Genomic DNA, 15,922 nt, shown 5'->3' on the forward strand with positions numbered 1-15,922 from the left:
GTGCCGATCAGGCCGCCAGCGACGCGACCTCGGCCCGCAGTTCCGGGATGCCGAGGCCGGTCTCGCTGCTGGTGACCAGCACGAGCGGATGGGCGGCGGTCCGCTTGCGCGCGATGGCCTGCACTTCCTGCAGCCGCTTCTCAAGCTGCGCGGGCTTAACCGCATCCGCCTTGGTCAGCACGAGTTGGTAGGCGACCGCGGCCTCGCCCAGCAGGTCCATCGCGGCGCGGTCGGCGGGCTTGGTCTCGACCCGGCAGTCCATCAGCAGCAGCACGCGGCGCAGCGAGGGCCGGCCGCGCAGGAAGTCGAACATCAGGCCCTGCCAATCCTCCTTCACCGATTTCGCGGCCTGGGCGTAGCCGTAGCCCGGCATGTCCACCAGGGTCAGGCGGCCCTCGCCGAGATCGAAGAAGTTGAGCTGGCGCGTGCGGCCCGGCGTGTGGCTGACGCGCGCCAACGCCTTCTGCCCGGTCAGCGCGTTCAGCAGAGACGACTTGCCGACATTGGACCGGCCGCAGAGCGCGATCTCCGGCACTCCCGTCGCCGGCGGCAGCTGGTCGATGCGCTGCGCCGCGTAGAAGAACCGGCAGGGCCGGGCAAAGAGCAACCGACCCGCCTCGATAAGCGCGGCACGGTCGGCTTCGTTCTTCGCCTCCAAAAGCCCGCCCGCGCTCACCCCTTCTTCGCGGCCTTCTCGGGCTTGACCGGGGCAACGTAGGTGCCCCTCTTTTTCTGCTCCTCCCGGTCCATCCGCATGATCCACCATTGCTGGGAGATCGAGAGCAGGTTGTTCCAGGTCCAGTAGATCACCAGCCCCGCCGGCATGCCGGCCAGCATGAAGGTGAAGATCAGCGGCATCCAGGCGAAGAGCTTGGCCTGGATCGGATCGGGCGGCGCAGGGTTCAGCTTGTACTGCAGGAACATGGTCAGGCCCATCGCGATCGCCCAGGCCGGCATATGCAGCAGGCTCGAGAGATGCGCGGGGTCGAACGGCAACAGGCCGAACAGGTTGAAGAGGTTCGTCGGATCCGGCGCCGAGAGGTCCTGGATCCAGCCGAAGAAGGGCGCGTGGCGCATCTCGATCGTGACGAAGAGCACCTTGTAGAGCGCGAAGAAGACCGGGATCTGGATCAGGATCGGCAGGCAGCCCGAGGCCGGGTTCACCTTCTCCGACCGATACAGCGCCATCATCTCGGCCTGCGCCTTGGCCGGGTCGTCCTTATGGCGCTCCTTGATCTCCGACATCTTCGGCCCGAGGACCTTCATCCGCGCCATGGACTTGTAGGATTTGTTGGCGAGCGGGAAGAACAGGATCTTCAGGCACAGGGTGAAGACCAGGATCGCCACGCCGAAATTGCCGAAGCTCACGCCGAGGAAGTGCAGGATGTGGAAGAACGGCTTTGTCAGGAAGTAGAACCAGCCGAAATCCACGGCCTTGTCGAAATCCACGATCCCGTAGCGCGACGCATAGGCGTCGAGGAGGTTGACCTCCTTCGCGCCGGCGAAGGTGCGGGTGTCGAAGCTCGCTTCCGCGCCGGGCGCGATGGTCTCCGCCGCAGGCAGCGCCATGTCGGCCTGCCAGCGATCGCGCCCGTCATTGATGTGGCGGAAGGCCGTGCGCACGCGCGTCGCCTGGTTCTGCGGCATCAGCGCGGTCAGCCAGTACTTGTCGGTGAAGCCGGCCCAGCCGCCCGCGCTCTCCGTCTCGAAGGCGGGGCCGCGGCGCTTCTCGGCCTCGGCCTTGGCGTCCTTGTAGGTCCACTCCACCAGCCGACCGTCGAGCACGCCGACGAAGCCTTCATGCAGGATGAAGAAGCCCGCGACCTCCGGCGTCGCATCCCGACGGATACGGGTCCAGGGGAGGAGTTGCACCGCCTCGGTCCCGCGGTTCTGCACGCTCTGCCGGATCGCGAGCATGTAGTCGCGGTCGATCTCGAGGCGGATGCGGAAAACCTGGCCCTGCCCGTTGTCCCAGGACAGCGTGACCGGCCGGTCCACGCCGAGCGGCCCGCCCTCGACCGACCAGTCGGTGTCGGCGTCGGGCACGCGGGTGCGGCCATCGGCGGCGGACCAGCCCCACTGCACGAAATAGGGATGCACGTCGGTGCGCGGCGCCAGCAGGCGCACCGGCGGGGAGTTGCGGGCCACCGTCTCCCGATGGTCGAGCAGCACGAGGTCGTCGATGCGCGCGCCGCGCAGGTTGATGCTGCCCGAGACGCGCGGCGCCTCGATCCGGATGCGCTGTTCCGGCGTGGCCGGGGTGGCGGCGGCGGTGGCGGTGCCGGGGGTGGCCGGTGCCGCCGCGCCGCCGGCCGGTCCGGCCGGCAACTGGGCGGGGGTCGCCGGCGCGACCTGCGTGCTGCGCTGCTGCTCCAGCCGGCGCTGCTCGGCCTCGCGGGTCGGGCGGTTCCACATCTCGAAGATCAGCAGGATGCCGATCGAGACGGCGATCGCGATGAAGAGTCGCTTCTGGTCCATCACGGAAGGGATGAGCCTTTCGTCCCGACGGGCAGGCCCGCGGTCAGGGTTGGCACGGGGTCGTAGCCGCCGGGGTGCCAGGGGTTGCAGCGCAGGATGCGGCGCCCGGTCAGCCATGCGCCCTTCAGCGCCCCATGCGTCGCCACCGCCTCCAGCCCGTAATCCGAGCAATGCGGCAGGAAGCGGCAGTTGCAGCCGATGATCGGGCGCAGGCCATAGCGGTAGGCGTGGATGGCGCCCCGCAGCAGATGCTGCTGGGGTGTCACGGCGTGACCCCCGCCTGCTTCAGCGCCCCGCGCAGGTCGCCCAGCAGGATCTGCCACGGCCGTCCGGCCGTCGCCTCCCGCCCGATCAGGACGAGGTCGAAGCCCTGCAGGTCCCCGCCGCCGAGCATCAGGCGCGCGGCTTCTCGGAGGCGCCGCTTGGTGCGGTTGCGGACCACGGCATTGCCGATCTTCTTCGTCGCGGTGAAGCCGACGCGCAGGTGCTGGCCCGGCACGGGCAGGGCCTGCAGCACCAGGCCAGGCCGCGCCGCTCGCTGGCCCTTGCCCGCAACCCGCTGAAAATCGCGGCGCTGCTTCAGGCGCGGCGGACGCGCCGGCATGACATGCGCCCCGATGCGCGGATCAGGCCGACAGGCGCTTGCGGCCCTTGCTCCGGCGGTTGGCGAGGACCTTGCGGCCGCCGACCGTCTCGGTGCGGGCGCGGAAGCCGTGCCGACGCTTCCGGACGAGCTTCGAGGGCTGGTAGGTACGCTTCACGACACACTCCAAAGCACTTGGGCCAAAGCACTCGAGCCAACGCTGGGCGGCCGCGCCGGAGCCAGGACGGCCCGGGACGGCCGATCGCGGCCCCTCTGCAAACGGATCCGCCGGCGGCAGGCATGGCTCACCCCGAGGGGTCACCCAGGCGCACCCCGGCGAAGGCCGCGACGTATAGGGATGCGGCCGCCCCCCCGTCAACCGACCATCGGCGGGATGGGCGCGCCCCGCGCCCTGTTCTATGGACCCTTCCATGCCCGATTTCGACCTCGTGGTGATCGGCGCCGGCGCCGCCGGCCTTTCGGTGACGGCGATCTCCGCCGCGCTGGGCCTGAAGGTCGCACTGGTCGAGCGCGGCGAGATGGGCGGCGACTGCCTGAACTACGGCTGCGTCCCGTCGAAGGCGCTGCTGGCCTCGGCCCATGCCGCCGCCGCCGCCCGCCGGGCCGGCCGGCTCGGCATCCGCCTGCCCGAGCCGGAGGTGGACTGGGACGCCGTCCGCGCGCATGTCCGCGGCTCCATCGCCCGCATCGCACCGACCGACTCCGAGGCCCGCTTCCGCGCCATGGGGGTCGAGGTCATCCGCGCCTCCGCCCACTTCACCGCCCCCGACCAGGTCGAGGCCGGCGGCCGCCGGATCACCTTCCGCCGCTGCGTCGTCGCCGCCGGCAGCGCCGCGGTGGTTCCCGACATTCCCGGCCTCGGTCCCGTCCCCTGGCTGACCAACGAGACGCTCTTCGCCCTGGATGAGAAGCCCGCGCACCTGCTGATCCTCGGCGGCGGCCCGATCGGGCTGGAGATGGCGCAGGCCCATGCGCGGCTGGGCTGCCGCGTCACCGTGATCGAGGCCGGCACCATCGCCGGGCGGGAGGATCCCGAGCTTGCGGATGGCCTGCGCCGCGCCCTGCTGCGCGACGGCGTCGCGCTTCATGAAGGCGCGACCGTCGAGCGCTTCGAGCCCGGCCCCGTCGCGATCCTGGCCGACGGCACCCGGGTCGAGGGCAGCCACCTCCTGCTGGCCACCGGCCGGGCGCCCCGGCTGGCGGGGCTGGACCTCAAGGCCGCGAAGGTCGACTCCACCCCACGCGGCATCGTGACCGATCCGGGCCTGCGTTCCGTGTCCAACCGCCGGGTGTGGGCCGTCGGCGACATCGCCGATCCCCGACGCATCGGGCCCCGCGCCTTCACCCATGTCGCGTCCCAGCATGCCGGGGTCATCGCGCGGCGCATGCTGTTCCGCCTTCCCGCCAAGGTGGATTACGCCGCCCTGCCCTGCGTGACCTACACGGGCCCCGAGCTCGCCCAAATCGGGCTCACCGAGGCCGAGGCCCGCGCGGCGGGCCTCGATCCCCGCCCCTATCGCTTCCCCCTGCCCGAGACCGACCGGGGCGTCGCCGAGGCGCTGGAGGAGGGCCTGGTCAAGCTGGTGGTCTCGCCGAAGGGGCGCCTGCTCGGCGCCGGCGTGCTCGGGCCGCATGCCGGGGAGATGGCCGGGATGTTCGGCCTGATGATCGGCCGCAAGCTGCCGCTGTCGGCCCTCGCCGGCCTGGTGCTGCCCTACCCCACACTTTCCGAGGCCGCGAAGCGCGCGGCGGGCGACTTCTACGCGCCCAAATTACTTTCAACCTTCTCGAAGAAGCTGGTCGGCTTGCTCTGGCGCCTGCCCTGAGCAACCTTCCCGGCGACAAGCGCTTGCTGCAGCGCGGCGAAGCGAATGAGCAGAGGACGGCATGGCGAAGATCCTGGAGGGCCGGACGGCCCTGGTGACCGGCTCCACCTCCGGCATCGGGCTCGCCATCGCGCTGCGCTACGCGCAGGACGGCGCGAAGGTCATGCTGAACGGCTTCGGGAAGCCGGAGGACATCGCCCGCGCCCGCGCCGAGGTCGGCCTGGCGATGGGCGCGCCCAAGGCGCCCTATTCCAACGCCGACATGACCAGGCCCGCCGAGATCCGCGAGATGGTCGCGGCCTGCCAGGCCGAGCTCGGCGGCTGCGACATCCTGGTCAACAATGCCGGCATCCAGCACGTCTCGCCGGTCGAGGATTTCCCGGACGAGCAGTGGGACCGCATCATCGCGATCAACCTCGTCTCCAACTTCCACGCCATCAAGGCGGCGCTGCCGGGGATGAAGGCGAAGGGCTGGGGGCGCATCATCAACGTCGCCTCGGCGCACGGGCTCGTCGCAAGCCCCTTCAAGACGGCCTATGTCGCGGCCAAGCACGGCGTCCTCGGCCTGACCAAGTCGGTCGCGCTGGAAGTCGCGCGCACGGGGGTCACCTGCAACGCGATCTGCCCGGGCTTCGTCCGCACGCCGTTGGCCGAGGCGCAGGTCAAGCCGCTCGCGGAGAAGCACGGCGTCAGCGAGCAGGTCGCGCTGACCGACCATCTGCTCGACCGCCAGCCCACGAAGAAATGGGTCGAGGTGGAGGAGATCGCGCAAGCCGCGATCTACCTCGCCGGGCCGCACAGCGGGTCCATCAACGGCACCTCCATTTCCGTGGATGGGGGTTGGGTGGCGCAGTGACCGAGGACGAGTTCCGCCGGGAAGCCGCCGACGCGATCGGCGCCGCCCCCGTCGCCCGTCCTGCCGTCGCGAAGCCCGTCGCCGTCCGCCGCGTGAACCTTGCCCTGCAGGGCGGCGGAACGCATGGCGCCTTCACCTGGGGCGTGCTGGAGCGCCTGCTGGAGGACGAGCGCATCGAGTTCGAGGCGGTCTCCGGCACCTCCGCCGGGGCGGTGAACGCCGCCGTCCTCGTCCAGGGCCTCTGCGAGGGCGGACGCGCCGGCGCGACCGCCGCGCTGGATCGCCTCTGGCGCGACGCCGCGGCGAGGCTTGCCGTCTCGCCGCTGCAGAACACGCCGATCGAGAAGGCGATCTGGGGCTATGACCTCACCTGGTCGGTAGCCTACCAGACCTTCGAGACGCTGACCCGCGTCCTCTCGCCCTACCAGATCAATCCAACGCCCTATGACTGGAACCCGCTCCGCGCGGTGCTGGCCGATGCGATCGACCCCGCGGTCCTGCGGGAGGGGAAGGGGCCGAAGCTCTTCATCTCCGCGACCTCGGTCCGCACGGGCAAGCCGCGCGTCTTCGCGCGCCACGAGGTGACGGTGGAGGTCATCATGGCCTCGGCCTGCCTGCCGCAGTTCTTCAAGGCGGTGGAGATCGACGGCGAGCCCTATTGGGATGGCGGCTATCTCGGCAATCCCGCGCTCTGGCCGCTCTACGAGCAGGGCGGCGCGCCCGATCTGGTCCTCGTGCAGTTGAATCCGACGGTGCGCGAGGAATTGCCGACGCATCCCACCGACATCACCAACCGCCTCAACGAGATCAGCTTCAACGCCTCCCTGATGGCGGAGATGCGCGCGATCGACTTCGTCCAGCGCCTGCTGGATGCCGGCCGGCTCGAGCAGCCGCGCTACCGGCGCCTCTTCCTGCATGTGATCGAGGACGAGGAGCGCATGCGGGAGTTCAAGCTGTCCACCAAGCTGAACGGCGACTGGACCTTCCTGCAGACGCTGAAGCGCTACGGTCGGGACGCCGCGGACAGATGGCTCGCCGAGCACTTCAGCAAGCTCGGGCGGGAAAGCAGCGTGGATATCAGGGACAGGTTCCTCTGAGGACCTCTCGGCACGTCGAGCCGGCCCGGCTCAGGGCGACCGCAGGTGAGAGGACGGATCGATGAAGATGTCGCTCGCCTTCCTCCTCGCCGCGCTCGTCGTCCTGGTCGTTCATCCCGCTGCTGCGTCCGTCGGCTTCACGATGGTGCATGTGCCGGACGGAGCGGAGCCAGCGCTCGAGACGGGCGTCTGGTACCCAACCGATGCGCCCTCCCGCCCGACCACCCTGGGCCTGTTCACCCAGGACCTCGCGCCCGAGGCGCCGGTGCGGGGACGCGGACTGGCACTGGTGGTGATCTCGCATGGCAATGGCGGCAACTTCGCCAGCCATGCCGCCACGGCATTCGCCCTCGCGCAGGCCGGCTTCGTGGTCGCCGCGCCGACCCATACCGGCGACAACCACCGTGACCAGTCGCGCGCGACCGATATCGCCGGTCGCACCCGCGGCCTTGCCGTGGTGATCGACCACATGGCCTCACGCTGGGCGCCGGGCGTGATCGACCCTGCGCGCATCGCGGCCTTCGGGCACTCCGCGGGGGCGTTCACCGTGCTGACGCTCGCCGGCGGCGAGCCTGACCTGTCCCGCATCGGGCCGCATTGCGCGGCCAACCCCGGTCTCTACGACTGCCGGCTGATCGCGGCCACGCGCAGCGGCCCGGTCGACAGGCCTGGCCCGGCAGCGCCGCCCTTCCTCCGCGACGGACGGCTTCGTGGCATCGTCGTCGCCGCACCGGCTCTCGGCTTCACCTTCTCGCCCTCGGGGTTGGCCGCGGTCACGGCGCCGGTCCAGCTCTGGCAGGCTGCGGACGATGCCATCCTGCCGTCGCCCCTCTACGCCGAGCCGGTGCGCGACGCGTTGCCGCGCCCGCCGGAGTTCCACGTCGTCGAGCATGCCGGCCACTTCGACTTCCTCGCTCCATGCTCTGCGGCCCTGGCACGCGCGGCGCCCGCGATCTGCACCAGCGCATCGGGGTTCGACCGCGCCGAGTTCAGCCGGCGCTTCGACGCCGAGGTCATGGGATTCCTCACCAGGATGCTTTCGCCCTGACCCCGGCGGGGTGGCGAAGCGGAGGGGGCCGACGCAGACGGCGCGGTGCTGCCGAGTTCGCGCTGAGGCCGATGTTGCGCGTCATCGGCCGGCCAGCCCGAGCACGATCCGCGCAGGCTGTCCCGGCGCAACCATCACGAACGCATTCTGCCGGAAGCGCCGCGCGACGCATGCCAGCCAGCGCTCATTCCCCGCGACCAGCAGATGCGCCTCGCGCCACCCGCGCGCGCTGCCCCAGCCTTCCGCCAGCACGCGCCCGCGCGCGACCTCGCGCAGCCGCGCATTCATCCGCTCGTTCCAGCCCTGCGGCGTCCTGCGGCTGAACGGGTTCCACGCTGTCACGAAGCCCGCGCGCCGCACGCGGCGTGCCCGCAGCAGCGCATCCATCGCCGCGCTGCGCTTCCCGATCCGCACGACGATCCCGGCGGCCTCGTACTCCGTCCGCAGATAGGCCGCGCGCATCAATCCAGCGCCAGCAGCTGGCCCTTGAGATACGCGCTCTCCGGCAGCGCGGGATGCACGGGATGGTCCGGCCCCGCGCCGACGCTCGCCAGGATCTTTCCGCGTCGCTTCGCGCGGTGAAGGCCCCAGGCAACCGCATCCGCAAAATCGACAGGTCCCACATGGTGCGAGCACGACGCGATGAAGAGCACGCCGCCCTTCGCCGTCACGCCGGCCGCCAGCCGCGCGAGCTTCGCATAGCCCTTAAGCGCCGCCGGGATGTCCTTGCGCGTCTTGGCGAAGGCCGGCGGGTCGGCGACGACGACGTCGAATTTCCGGCCCGACGCGACCATGCGTTCCAGCTGTTCCAGCGCCTCGGCCTTCAGCGACACCACGCGGTCCCCGAAGCCCGCGCGCTGGGCGGCCTGCATCGCGAGGTCCAGCGCGTGCTCGCTGCGATCGAGCAGCGTGACCTGCGCCGCACCGGCCTGCGCCGCCGCGAGCCCAAAGCCGCCGAGATGGCAGAAGGCGTCGAGCACGCTCCTCCCCTTCGCCAACCGCGCCACCAGCGCGCGGTTCGGTCGCTGGTCGAAGAACCAGCCGGTCTTCTGACCGCCGAGCAGGTCCACGGGGAAGGACAGCCCGCCTTCCTCGACCACCGCCGTCCCGTCCGCGCCATGCAGCAGCGCGACGCCCTCCTCCAGCCCTTCCAGCCTGCGCACCGCGGCGTCGTTGCGCGCGACGATCACGCGGGGCGAAACAAGCTCCTGCAGCGCCGCCAGGATGTCGGGCAGCGCGCGGTCCATCCCCGCGGTGTTGGCCTGCACCGCCAGTGCGTCGCCATAGCGGTCGACCACCAGCCCGGGCAGCCCATCGGCCTCGGCATGCGCCAGGCGGTAGAAGGGCGCGTCGAACAGCCGCTCGCGCAGCGCGAGGCATTCGGAAAGCCGCGCGCGAAACCAGGCGGCGTCGCAGCCGGCATCGGGGTCTTCGTCCAGCCAGCGCGCCGCGATCAGGCTGTGCGGGTTGAAGTGCCAGGCGCCGTGCTTCACGCCGTCGTCGCCTTCCAGCCGCACCACGCTGCCCGGCGGGACGGCGCGCGCGGTCGCGGTCATCGCGATCTCGTTGGAGAAGGCCCAGGGGTGCCCCGACTTGATGCGGCGGTCGGCACCGGGGTTCAGGCGGATCAGCGGACGGTCGGTCATCCGCGGCGTCTAGACGCGCCGAGGCGCGGGCGGAAGCGGCGGACGGCGCGCCGGCGGCATCTCCGCCATGAAGCCGAACGCGAGCTGGTCCGCGCTCCGCTGCTGGTTCGGGCCTCGACCCTGGGCCTGCGCCGCCAGCCCGAAGCGGCGGCAGAAGCCGAGCAGGTTGCGCCGCGCGACCTCGGCCGAAACGTCGAGTGGTATCTCCATCCCGTTCCCGAGCGTGATCCAGGCGCGATTCGGGCCATCCGGGCGAACCTGCAGGGCCAGGCCAAGCATCGTCCCGGCCATCCCGTGCAGTTCGTCCTTGCGGTAGCCGGCCTGCACGAGTTGCCGGGCTTCGTCCCTGTCGCGCTCTGCGCCGTCGGTCATGGCCGTCACCCCCTGATCGCCAGCACCACCCCGCCGATCGTCAGCGACAGCGCCAGCACCTCCCGCGCGCCCAGCGGCTCGCCGAGGAAGATTGCCGCCGTCACCACGCCGACCACCGGCGTCAGCAGCGTCCCCGCCGCGGCGGCCGAGGCCGGCAGCCGCTTCAGCGCCGCGAACCAAGCGAGGTAGGAGAGGCCGAGCGGCACCGCCCCGCCATAGAGCAGCAGCAGCCAGGAACGCGCCGAGACCTCCTCGACCGCCCAGCGGTCGAAGACCAGCGCGCCGATCAGCAGCGGAAAGCAGCCGAGCCCGGTCTGCCAGGCCACCAGGGCCGCCGGCGGCATCGGCACCGGCCAGCGCTTCGTCACCACGGTCCCGAGCGAGAACAGGATCGCCGCCGCCAGCGCCAGCGCCACGCCCGGCAGCTTCTCCACGCCGGCCTGAACGCCATTCCCCAGCACCAGCACCGACAGCCCGACAAGGCCCATCGCCAGCGCGAGAAGCCGCAGCGCGGTGATCCTCTCGCCCAGCAGGGCATAGGCGAAGAAGGTGGCCCAGAGCGGCACGGTGTAGCAGACGATCGTCGCCTCGCCGGCGCCGAGCCAGAGCAGCGCGAAGCTCGCCAGACCCATCCAGGCCGTGACGTTCAGCGCCGAGGCGAGCGCAAGCCGCGGGAAGACCCGCGCCGGCACGGCCAGCGCCTCGCCGCGCCGCAGCGCCATGGCGGCCAGCAGCAGCACGCCGACGGTCGCGCTGATCCCGCGGATGGAAAACGGCGGGACCTCCGGCAGCAGCAGCTTCATCGCGGGCCAGTTCAGCCCCCAGCCGACGACTGTCGCGAGCAGCAGGGCCAGGCCGGTCGGGTCCAGGCGGCCGGGGCGCGGTTCAGCGGCCAAGGCGCGGCCCCCCTGCCCTTCCCCGCGGCCCGCGCCTAGCCTCGCCGGCGATGGGGGTGGCGGCGTGATCCGGCGTGCGATTCTGGCGATGCTGGCCGCGATCGCGGCCGGGCTTGGCTGGTTCGCCCTGCATAACGGCGGAGGAAGCATGCCACCGATCGGGCCCGCCCGCGCCGACGAGGCCAGCTGGCGCGCGCTGCTGGCCGAGCTCAGCGCGCTCGCCATCGCCGATCCCCTGATCCGGCCTCGCCTGACGCCGGCGCAGGTTGAGGCTCGCTGGCTCGGCGAGCCGCCCGCGACGGAGGAGGAGATCGCCGCCGCCGAGGCGCGGCTCGGCATTCGCCTGCCCGGCTCCTACCGCGGCTTCCTCCGCGTCTCGAACGGCTGGAACCACCCGTCCTCCTTCATCGGCCGCGTGCGCCCGGTCCAGGAGATCGCGCCCTTCGTGGCGGAGAACCGGGACTGGGCGGTGGTCTACGCCGATATCGGCGACGACGTGTCCCGCCACATCCTGGCCACGCTGCAGATCAGCCGCTTCGATCACGACGGCGGAGACGACGCCGTGATGCTGCTGGCGCCGGCCGCGCTGTCGGCGGCCGGCGAGATGGAGGCGTGGTTCTTCGCGAACTGGGTGCCCGGCGCGCACGTCCATCCGTCCTTCTGGCACCTGATGGTGGCGGAGGTGGAATCGCTGAAATACATCGCGGCAAGCCGACGCTGACCCCGCGGAGACGAACGCCGGAATGCCGCCCCGTGGCGGACGGGCGGCCATGGCCTTGACCCGCGCAATGCCTGTCTGGAACGCTACCGGGACAAGCAAGGAGCGAGCCGTCCCCCCATGATCCCGTCGCGTCGAATGGCCTGTGCCGCTGCGCTCGGCCTGCTGCTCGCGCCGCGTGTCGCTGCGGCCCAGCGCACGGTGTACGAGCGCCTCGCCTTCGCCACGCCGCAGGAGGCCGCGCAGGCCTTCCTGCGCGCCTGGCGTAGCCAGGATTTCGCCACCGTCTACTGGATCCTGGCGCCCGAGACCCAGAACGCGATTGCCGAGACATACGAGCGGCTCCTGGTGGAGCCGCTCGTCGGACGCGTCCCGCCAACTGCAAACCGGCTCGCGGTGGCGGAAGAGGCAATGCCCATCCTGGCCGCGCGCGAGCACCACAACGACATGGCATGGCTGTTCGACTTCATGATGCAGGTGGGCCGGCGACGCGGCGCGACCCCCTTCGTCCTGCCCGAAGGCGTCGAAGCCGGCACGCCGGCCATGCTGCCAGACGGCCGCGCGGCGTCGAAGGTCGGGATGCTCGAGATGCTGCTCACGCGCTCGCCGGCAGGGCATTGGCGCGTGCTCGGCGTCTTCGGCCCCGGCGCCGACCGCAGCCAGTTGCCCTGGGGCATCGGCCCCTAGACTCATTCCCCGCGACGGCGCCGATCAATCCGCGAAGTCGGGCTCTTCCTTCGCCAGGATGCGCTTCGCGCTTTCCAGGAAGAGCTTCGCGCTCTCGCGGTCGCCGACACGCATCTGGGCGTAGGTCCTGGCCGCGATCTCCGGGGGCACGACCTTCAGCGGGCGGCCCATGGACAGCGCCAGGCGCTGAGCCTCGGCGGCGCGCTCGAGGTAGTACAGGTCGTCCCAGGCCTCGGCGGCGTTGGCGCCGCAGACCATCACGCCGTGGTTCTTCATGAAGACGATGTCGGCGTTGCCGATGCTGGCGGCGATGCGGTCGCCCTCGGCGGTGTCGAGCGCGAGGCCGTTGTAGTCCTCGTCCACCACGGTGCGGCCGTAGAACTTCAGCGCGCTCTGCCCGGCCCAGAGCAGCGGCGGGCCTTCCAGCATCGCCAGCGCCGTCGCATTCGGCATGTGGGTGTGGAAGCACGCTCTGGCGCGCGGGACGTTCCTGTGCACGCGGGCATGGATGAAGAAGGCGGTTGCCTCCGGCACGCCGTCGCCGGCGATGACATTGCCCTCGAAGTCGCAGACCAGCAGGCGGGACGCCGTGACCTCACTGAAGGCCCAGCCATAGGGGTTGACCAGGAACAGGTCGTCGCGGCCGGGAACGACGAGGGAGAAGTGGTTGCAGATGCCCTCATGCAAGCCGAGCCGGGCTGCCATACGGAAGCAGGCCGCCAGGTCGACTCGCGCCTGGCGCACCGCTTCGGCATCCAGGGCCGAGTTGCGCAGCAGCGCCGGGGTGGCGGGCTCGTTCAGGGCATGGGCCATGGCGCGTCTTCTCCCTCTGTCGCGCGATCCATTGCAGGCCGGCGCCCCGCCGGCAAGGAGGCCACCCGTGACCGACCCCATCAGCGCCTTCCCCGTCCCCGCGCTCGACACGCTTCCCGAGGACATTCGCGCCCGCATCCTGGTGGTGCAGGAGAAGTCCGGCTTCATCCCGAACGTATTCCTCGCACTCGCCTGGCGGCCCGAGGAATTCCGCGCCTTCATCGCCTACCACGACGCGCTCATGAACAGGCGCGAGGGGCTGACGGCGGCCGAGCGCGAGATGATCGTCCTCGCCGTTTCCATCGCGAACCAGTGCCAGTACTGCGTCGTCGCGCATGGCGCGATCCTTCGGGTGCGCGCCAAGGACCCCGCGATCAGCGAGCTCCTCGCTGCGAACTGGCGCAAGGCGCCGATCTCCGCGCGGCAGAAGACGATGCTGGAGTATGCGACCAAGGTCTCGACCGCCTCGCACCTGGTCTCCGCGTCCGACCGGCAGGCCGTGCTGGATGCCGGCTTCACGCAGGACGAGCTCTGGGACATCGGCGCCGTCGCCGCCTTCTTCGACATGTCGAACCGCCTGGCGAATGCGATGGACCTGAAGCCGAACCCCGAATTCCAGGCGATCGGCCGATAGGCCGAGCGAGTTGACGCAGCCGTGACGCGCGCCGCGCGTCACGTGATTGGCCGTCCCGCGTCCTGGGCGAGAGAACCACGCCACCGCAGGACGGACGCCCCAGGGGGACCCGATGAATCCACTGACCTGGCCGCGACAGGCCCTGATCGCCTCGGGGCTGCTGCTCCTGCTTCTCGTCATCGGCTGGGGCGTGGCCTTCAGCCGCGGCAGCACGATCAGCGAGACCCGCAACCAGCTGCGCGCCGCCCAGGCCCGCGCCGGCCAGCTTGACCAGACGCTGGAACAGGAACGCCGCGCGAATGGCGACCTCGCCACCATCACCCAGCGCAGCCAGGCCGCCGAGCGCGGCCGCGCCGAGGCCGAGGCGCGCGCCCGCCAGCTGTCGGACCAGGCGGCCCAGGCCCAGCAGCAGCTCGCCGCCCTGACGCCGCAGATCGACCAGACTCGCCAGGCGCTCGACCAGGCGCGGCAGCAGGGCGAGCTGCTCGGCGCGCAGCGCGACCAGGCAACGAACGACGTCCAGCAGGCCGAGGCACGGCTGGCCGCGCTCCGCCAGTCGCTGCAGCAGGCGGAATCGCAGCTGAACGAGCGCACCGCCGCGCTGCGCGAGATGGAGACGGCGCAGCAGCGGTCGGCCGCCGCCCGCGATTCCACCGCCGAGGCGCTGCGCACCCTGGAAGGCCGCTCCTCGGAGGCGGCGGCCGCGGTCCAGGCCGCCGAGGCGCGGCTGGCCCAACTCGCCGCCGAGGCCGGCCGCGCGCAGGAGGTCCTGACGACGCGCGAGGCCAATGCCGCCGCCGCCGAGCAGCGGCTGCGCGGCCTGAACGACCAGCTCGCGCTGGCCGAGGCCGACCTCGCCGCCCGCCGGCGCGCGCTGAACGAGACGGAATCGCGCCTGGCCCAGGCGACGCGAGGCGCCGAGGAGACGCAGACGCGCCTGGCTGCGCTGCAGGCCGACGTGACCCGCGCGACGACCGGCGCGGGCGAGGCCGAGACGCGGCTCGGCGCGCTGCGGAGCGAGCTTTCGCAGCTCGACGCCACGCTGACCGAGCGCCGCCAGGCCGCCGAGCGCGCGGCGGCCGAGGCGACGCGCCTCGCCGCCCAGCGCGCCGAGGCCGAGCGCGCCGCCGAGCAGGCGCAGCAGCGACTGACCGAGCTCACCCGCCGCCTGCAGGCCGACCAGCAGCGGGCGGAAACCACGGCGCGATCGGCCGAGGAGCAGGATCGGCGCCTGGCCGCCGCGCGGCAGGAGATCGAGCGCGCCGATGCGACGCTGCAGGACCGCCGCCGCGCCGCGACCGAGGCCGCGCAGCGCGTCGCCGCGCTGAACGAGGAGACGAGCCGCGCCGAACAGGCCTCGCGCGACGCGACGCAGCGCCTGTCCGAGTTGCGCCGTTCCATCGCCGAGGCCGAGCAGCGCCTGCGGGACCAGCGCCCGCCGGCGCCGGCGACGACCGGGGCTGATGGCGGGTAGGCCGCCGGGGCGGAGCCCCTACCCCGCCACCCCCGCGGCCACATAGGCCGCCACCGCCGCGCCCGCGCCGATCGCCAGCGCCTGCACTGCGCCGCGCAATGGCGCCAGTCCCGTGGCGCGCGCCTTCAGCCAGCCGAAGACGAAGAGCGCCGCGCCGGTCAGCGCGCAGGAGGCAAGCAGAGCCGGCCGCCCCGTGCCGGCCGCCATGTAGGGCAGCAGCGGCACCAGCCCGCCCGCGACCGAGGCGGCGGCGATCGTCACCGCCGATCTCGCCGCGCGGTTCGGGTCGGGCTCGGTCAGCTCCAGCTCGAAGCGCATCATGAAGTCCACCCACTTCTTGCGGTCGGCGGCGATGCAATCCACGGCCATCCGCAGCGCCTCGCCGCGCACGCCGTAGCGATGCAGGATCGCCGCGACCTCCCATTTCTCGCGCTCGGGGTAGATCCGGCTCTCCTCTTCCTCGCGCAGGCGCTCGAGCGCGTAGTTCTCAGCCTCGCTCCGCGCGCCGAGGTAGCCGCCGAGGCCCCGCGCGACCGCCACCGCGGCGACGGCAGCCAGGCCCGCCTCGATGACGATCCCGGCCGGGGCCGAGGCCGCCGCGAGCGCCGCGGCCAGCGCGAAGGGCACGGCAATCCCGTCCGCGACGCCGATCACGAGGTCGCGGACGGTCTCATGTTCCGCGAAATGCTTTTCCTCATGTGGCGGCCCCGGCGGCATGGGGGGCAGGCCGTCGCGCGTCGGCTCGATCGGGGCGTCGGTCATGCCGCGAGACT

Annotated in this window: 19 protein-coding genes; 8 read left to right on the forward strand and 11 right to left on the reverse strand. The window is 71.8% G+C overall.

The features are described from left to right. Positions 1-7: 7 nt before the first annotated feature. The 5 genes from yihA to rpmH are packed head-to-tail and all read right to left on the reverse strand — an operon-like array spanning position 8 to position 3,239. Positions 8-676, reverse strand: coding sequence for a ribosome biogenesis GTP-binding protein YihA/YsxC (yihA, locus tag ACLF3M_RS04930; RefSeq protein ID WP_430655744.1), 669 nt, complete (start codon positions 674-676; stop codon positions 8-10). Beyond that, entirely contained in the window at positions 673-2,478 is a 1,806-nt protein-coding gene (gene yidC, locus ACLF3M_RS04935) for a membrane protein insertase YidC (RefSeq protein ID WP_430655745.1), read from the reverse strand. The genes yihA and yidC overlap by 4 nt, the downstream gene beginning before the upstream one ends. Beyond that, complete coding sequence (yidD, locus tag ACLF3M_RS04940; protein ID WP_430655746.1) at positions 2,478-2,744, reverse strand: membrane protein insertion efficiency factor YidD; 267 nt, start codon at positions 2,742-2,744, stop codon at positions 2,478-2,480. The genes yidC and yidD overlap by 1 nt, the downstream gene beginning before the upstream one ends. Continuing rightward, positions 2,741-3,082, reverse strand: a complete 342-nt coding sequence (gene rnpA, locus ACLF3M_RS04945; RefSeq protein WP_430655747.1) for a ribonuclease P protein component — start codon at positions 3,080-3,082, stop codon at positions 2,741-2,743. The genes yidD and rnpA overlap by 4 nt, the downstream gene beginning before the upstream one ends. A 22-nt stretch (positions 3,083-3,104) precedes the next feature. Beyond that, complete coding sequence (rpmH, locus tag ACLF3M_RS04950; RefSeq protein WP_430655748.1) at positions 3,105-3,239, reverse strand: 50S ribosomal protein L34; 135 nt, start codon at positions 3,237-3,239, stop codon at positions 3,105-3,107. 253 nt (positions 3,240-3,492) lie between these two features. On the opposite strand from rpmH, the gene ACLF3M_RS04955 reads away from it, so the two are divergent. The 4 genes from ACLF3M_RS04955 to ACLF3M_RS04970 all read left to right on the forward strand — a co-directional run bounded on the left by ACLF3M_RS04955 (position 3,493) and on the right by ACLF3M_RS04970 (position 7,909). Then, on the forward strand, positions 3,493-4,908 hold the full coding sequence (locus tag ACLF3M_RS04955; protein WP_430655749.1) for a dihydrolipoyl dehydrogenase family protein: 1,416 nt from the start codon (positions 3,493-3,495) through the stop codon (positions 4,906-4,908). A 61-nt stretch (positions 4,909-4,969) separates the two neighbouring features. Beyond that, positions 4,970-5,764: a 3-hydroxybutyrate dehydrogenase gene (locus tag ACLF3M_RS04960; protein WP_430655750.1), complete on the forward strand. Its 795-nt coding sequence runs from the start codon at positions 4,970-4,972 to the stop codon at positions 5,762-5,764. Then, complete coding sequence (locus ACLF3M_RS04965) at positions 5,761-6,861, forward strand: patatin-like phospholipase family protein (protein ID WP_430655751.1); 1,101 nt, start codon at positions 5,761-5,763, stop codon at positions 6,859-6,861. Before ACLF3M_RS04960 ends, ACLF3M_RS04965 begins: the two co-directional genes overlap by 4 nt. 61 nt (positions 6,862-6,922) lie before the next feature. Next, positions 6,923-7,909, forward strand: a complete 987-nt coding sequence (locus tag ACLF3M_RS04970) for an alpha/beta hydrolase family protein (RefSeq protein WP_430655752.1) — start codon at positions 6,923-6,925, stop codon at positions 7,907-7,909. A gap of 81 nt (positions 7,910-7,990) precedes the next feature. Here the strand turns inward: ACLF3M_RS04970 and ACLF3M_RS04975 are convergent, their stop codons facing one another. The 4 genes from ACLF3M_RS04975 to ACLF3M_RS04990 are packed head-to-tail and all read right to left on the reverse strand — an operon-like array spanning position 7,991 to position 10,823. After that, positions 7,991-8,371 (reverse strand): DUF3293 domain-containing protein, encoded by a 381-nt coding sequence (locus tag ACLF3M_RS04975; RefSeq protein ID WP_430655753.1) that lies wholly within the window; start codon positions 8,369-8,371, stop codon positions 7,991-7,993. Further along, positions 8,371-9,555, reverse strand: coding sequence for a class I SAM-dependent rRNA methyltransferase (locus ACLF3M_RS04980; protein WP_430655754.1), 1,185 nt, complete (start codon positions 9,553-9,555; stop codon positions 8,371-8,373). The genes ACLF3M_RS04975 and ACLF3M_RS04980 overlap by 1 nt, the downstream gene beginning before the upstream one ends. Positions 9,556-9,564: 9 nt before the next feature. Beyond that, on the reverse strand, positions 9,565-9,927 hold the full coding sequence (locus ACLF3M_RS04985) for a hypothetical protein (protein WP_430655755.1): 363 nt from the start codon (positions 9,925-9,927) through the stop codon (positions 9,565-9,567). A gap of 5 nt (positions 9,928-9,932) precedes the next feature. After that, positions 9,933-10,823, reverse strand: coding sequence for a DMT family transporter (locus ACLF3M_RS04990; protein ID WP_430655756.1), 891 nt, complete (start codon positions 10,821-10,823; stop codon positions 9,933-9,935). Positions 10,824-10,887: 64 nt separating this feature from the next. On the opposite strand from ACLF3M_RS04990, the gene ACLF3M_RS04995 reads away from it, so the two are divergent. Both ACLF3M_RS04995 and ACLF3M_RS05000 read left to right on the forward strand, forming a co-directional pair. Then, positions 10,888-11,544 (forward strand): SMI1/KNR4 family protein, encoded by a 657-nt coding sequence (locus tag ACLF3M_RS04995; RefSeq protein ID WP_430655757.1) that lies wholly within the window; start codon positions 10,888-10,890, stop codon positions 11,542-11,544. A gap of 135 nt (positions 11,545-11,679) precedes the next feature. Further along, on the forward strand, positions 11,680-12,228 hold the full coding sequence (locus ACLF3M_RS05000; RefSeq protein WP_430655758.1) for a hypothetical protein: 549 nt from the start codon (positions 11,680-11,682) through the stop codon (positions 12,226-12,228). 24 nt (positions 12,229-12,252) lie between these two features. On the opposite strand, the gene ACLF3M_RS05005 is transcribed toward ACLF3M_RS05000, so the two are convergent. Then, the gene (locus ACLF3M_RS05005; RefSeq protein WP_430655759.1) at positions 12,253-13,041 is read right to left on the reverse strand and encodes an aldolase; all 789 of its coding nucleotides are present in this window, start codon (positions 13,039-13,041) and stop codon (positions 12,253-12,255) included. A 67-nt stretch (positions 13,042-13,108) separates the two neighbouring features. Here ACLF3M_RS05005 and ACLF3M_RS05010 point away from each other — a divergent pair, with 67 nt between their 5' ends. Together ACLF3M_RS05010 and ACLF3M_RS05015 are read left to right on the forward strand one after the other, a co-directional pair. Continuing rightward, positions 13,109-13,675: a peroxidase-related enzyme gene (locus ACLF3M_RS05010; protein ID WP_430655760.1), complete on the forward strand. Its 567-nt coding sequence runs from the start codon at positions 13,109-13,111 to the stop codon at positions 13,673-13,675. Positions 13,676-13,787: 112 nt separating this feature from the next. Next, the gene (locus tag ACLF3M_RS05015) at positions 13,788-15,149 is read left to right on the forward strand and encodes a hypothetical protein (RefSeq protein ID WP_430655761.1); all 1,362 of its coding nucleotides are present in this window, start codon (positions 13,788-13,790) and stop codon (positions 15,147-15,149) included. Positions 15,150-15,167: 18 nt separating this feature from the next. Here the strand turns inward: ACLF3M_RS05015 and ACLF3M_RS05020 are convergent, their stop codons facing one another. Beyond that, positions 15,168-15,911, reverse strand: a complete 744-nt coding sequence (locus ACLF3M_RS05020) for a VIT1/CCC1 transporter family protein (protein WP_430655762.1) — start codon at positions 15,909-15,911, stop codon at positions 15,168-15,170. Positions 15,912-15,922 lie beyond the last annotated feature (11 nt).

Source organism: Falsiroseomonas sp. HW251 (assembly GCF_050563545.1).
In the GTDB taxonomy this organism is placed as follows: domain Bacteria; phylum Pseudomonadota; class Alphaproteobacteria; order Acetobacterales; family Acetobacteraceae; genus Falsiroseomonas.

What these genes read in the sequence shown, in the direction of transcription:
- yidC (WP_430655745.1), bottom strand. Translation starts at nt 2,478, where the DNA reads ATGGACCAGAAGCGACTCTTCATCGCGATCGCCGTCTCGATCGGCATC.
- rnpA (WP_430655747.1), bottom strand. Translation starts at nt 3,082, where the DNA reads ATGCCGGCGCGTCCGCCGCGCCTGAAGCAGCGCCGCGATTTTCAGCGG.
- ACLF3M_RS04955 (WP_430655749.1), top strand. Translation starts at nt 3,493, where the DNA reads ATGCCCGATTTCGACCTCGTGGTGATCGGCGCCGGCGCCGCCGGCCTT.
- ACLF3M_RS04960 (WP_430655750.1), top strand. Translation starts at nt 4,970, where the DNA reads ATGGCGAAGATCCTGGAGGGCCGGACGGCCCTGGTGACCGGCTCCACC.
- ACLF3M_RS04970 (WP_430655752.1), top strand. Translation starts at nt 6,923, where the DNA reads ATGAAGATGTCGCTCGCCTTCCTCCTCGCCGCGCTCGTCGTCCTGGTC.
- ACLF3M_RS04975 (WP_430655753.1), bottom strand. Translation starts at nt 8,371, where the DNA reads ATGCGCGCGGCCTATCTGCGGACGGAGTACGAGGCCGCCGGGATCGTC.
- ACLF3M_RS04980 (WP_430655754.1), bottom strand. Translation starts at nt 9,555, where the DNA reads ATGACCGACCGTCCGCTGATCCGCCTGAACCCCGGTGCCGACCGCCGC.
- ACLF3M_RS04985 (WP_430655755.1), bottom strand. Translation starts at nt 9,927, where the DNA reads ATGACCGACGGCGCAGAGCGCGACAGGGACGAAGCCCGGCAACTCGTG.
- ACLF3M_RS05000 (WP_430655758.1), top strand. Translation starts at nt 11,680, where the DNA reads ATGGCCTGTGCCGCTGCGCTCGGCCTGCTGCTCGCGCCGCGTGTCGCT.
- ACLF3M_RS05005 (WP_430655759.1), bottom strand. Translation starts at nt 13,041, where the DNA reads ATGGCCCATGCCCTGAACGAGCCCGCCACCCCGGCGCTGCTGCGCAAC.
- ACLF3M_RS05015 (WP_430655761.1), top strand. Translation starts at nt 13,788, where the DNA reads ATGAATCCACTGACCTGGCCGCGACAGGCCCTGATCGCCTCGGGGCTG.
- ACLF3M_RS05020 (WP_430655762.1), bottom strand. Translation starts at nt 15,911, where the DNA reads ATGACCGACGCCCCGATCGAGCCGACGCGCGACGGCCTGCCCCCCATG.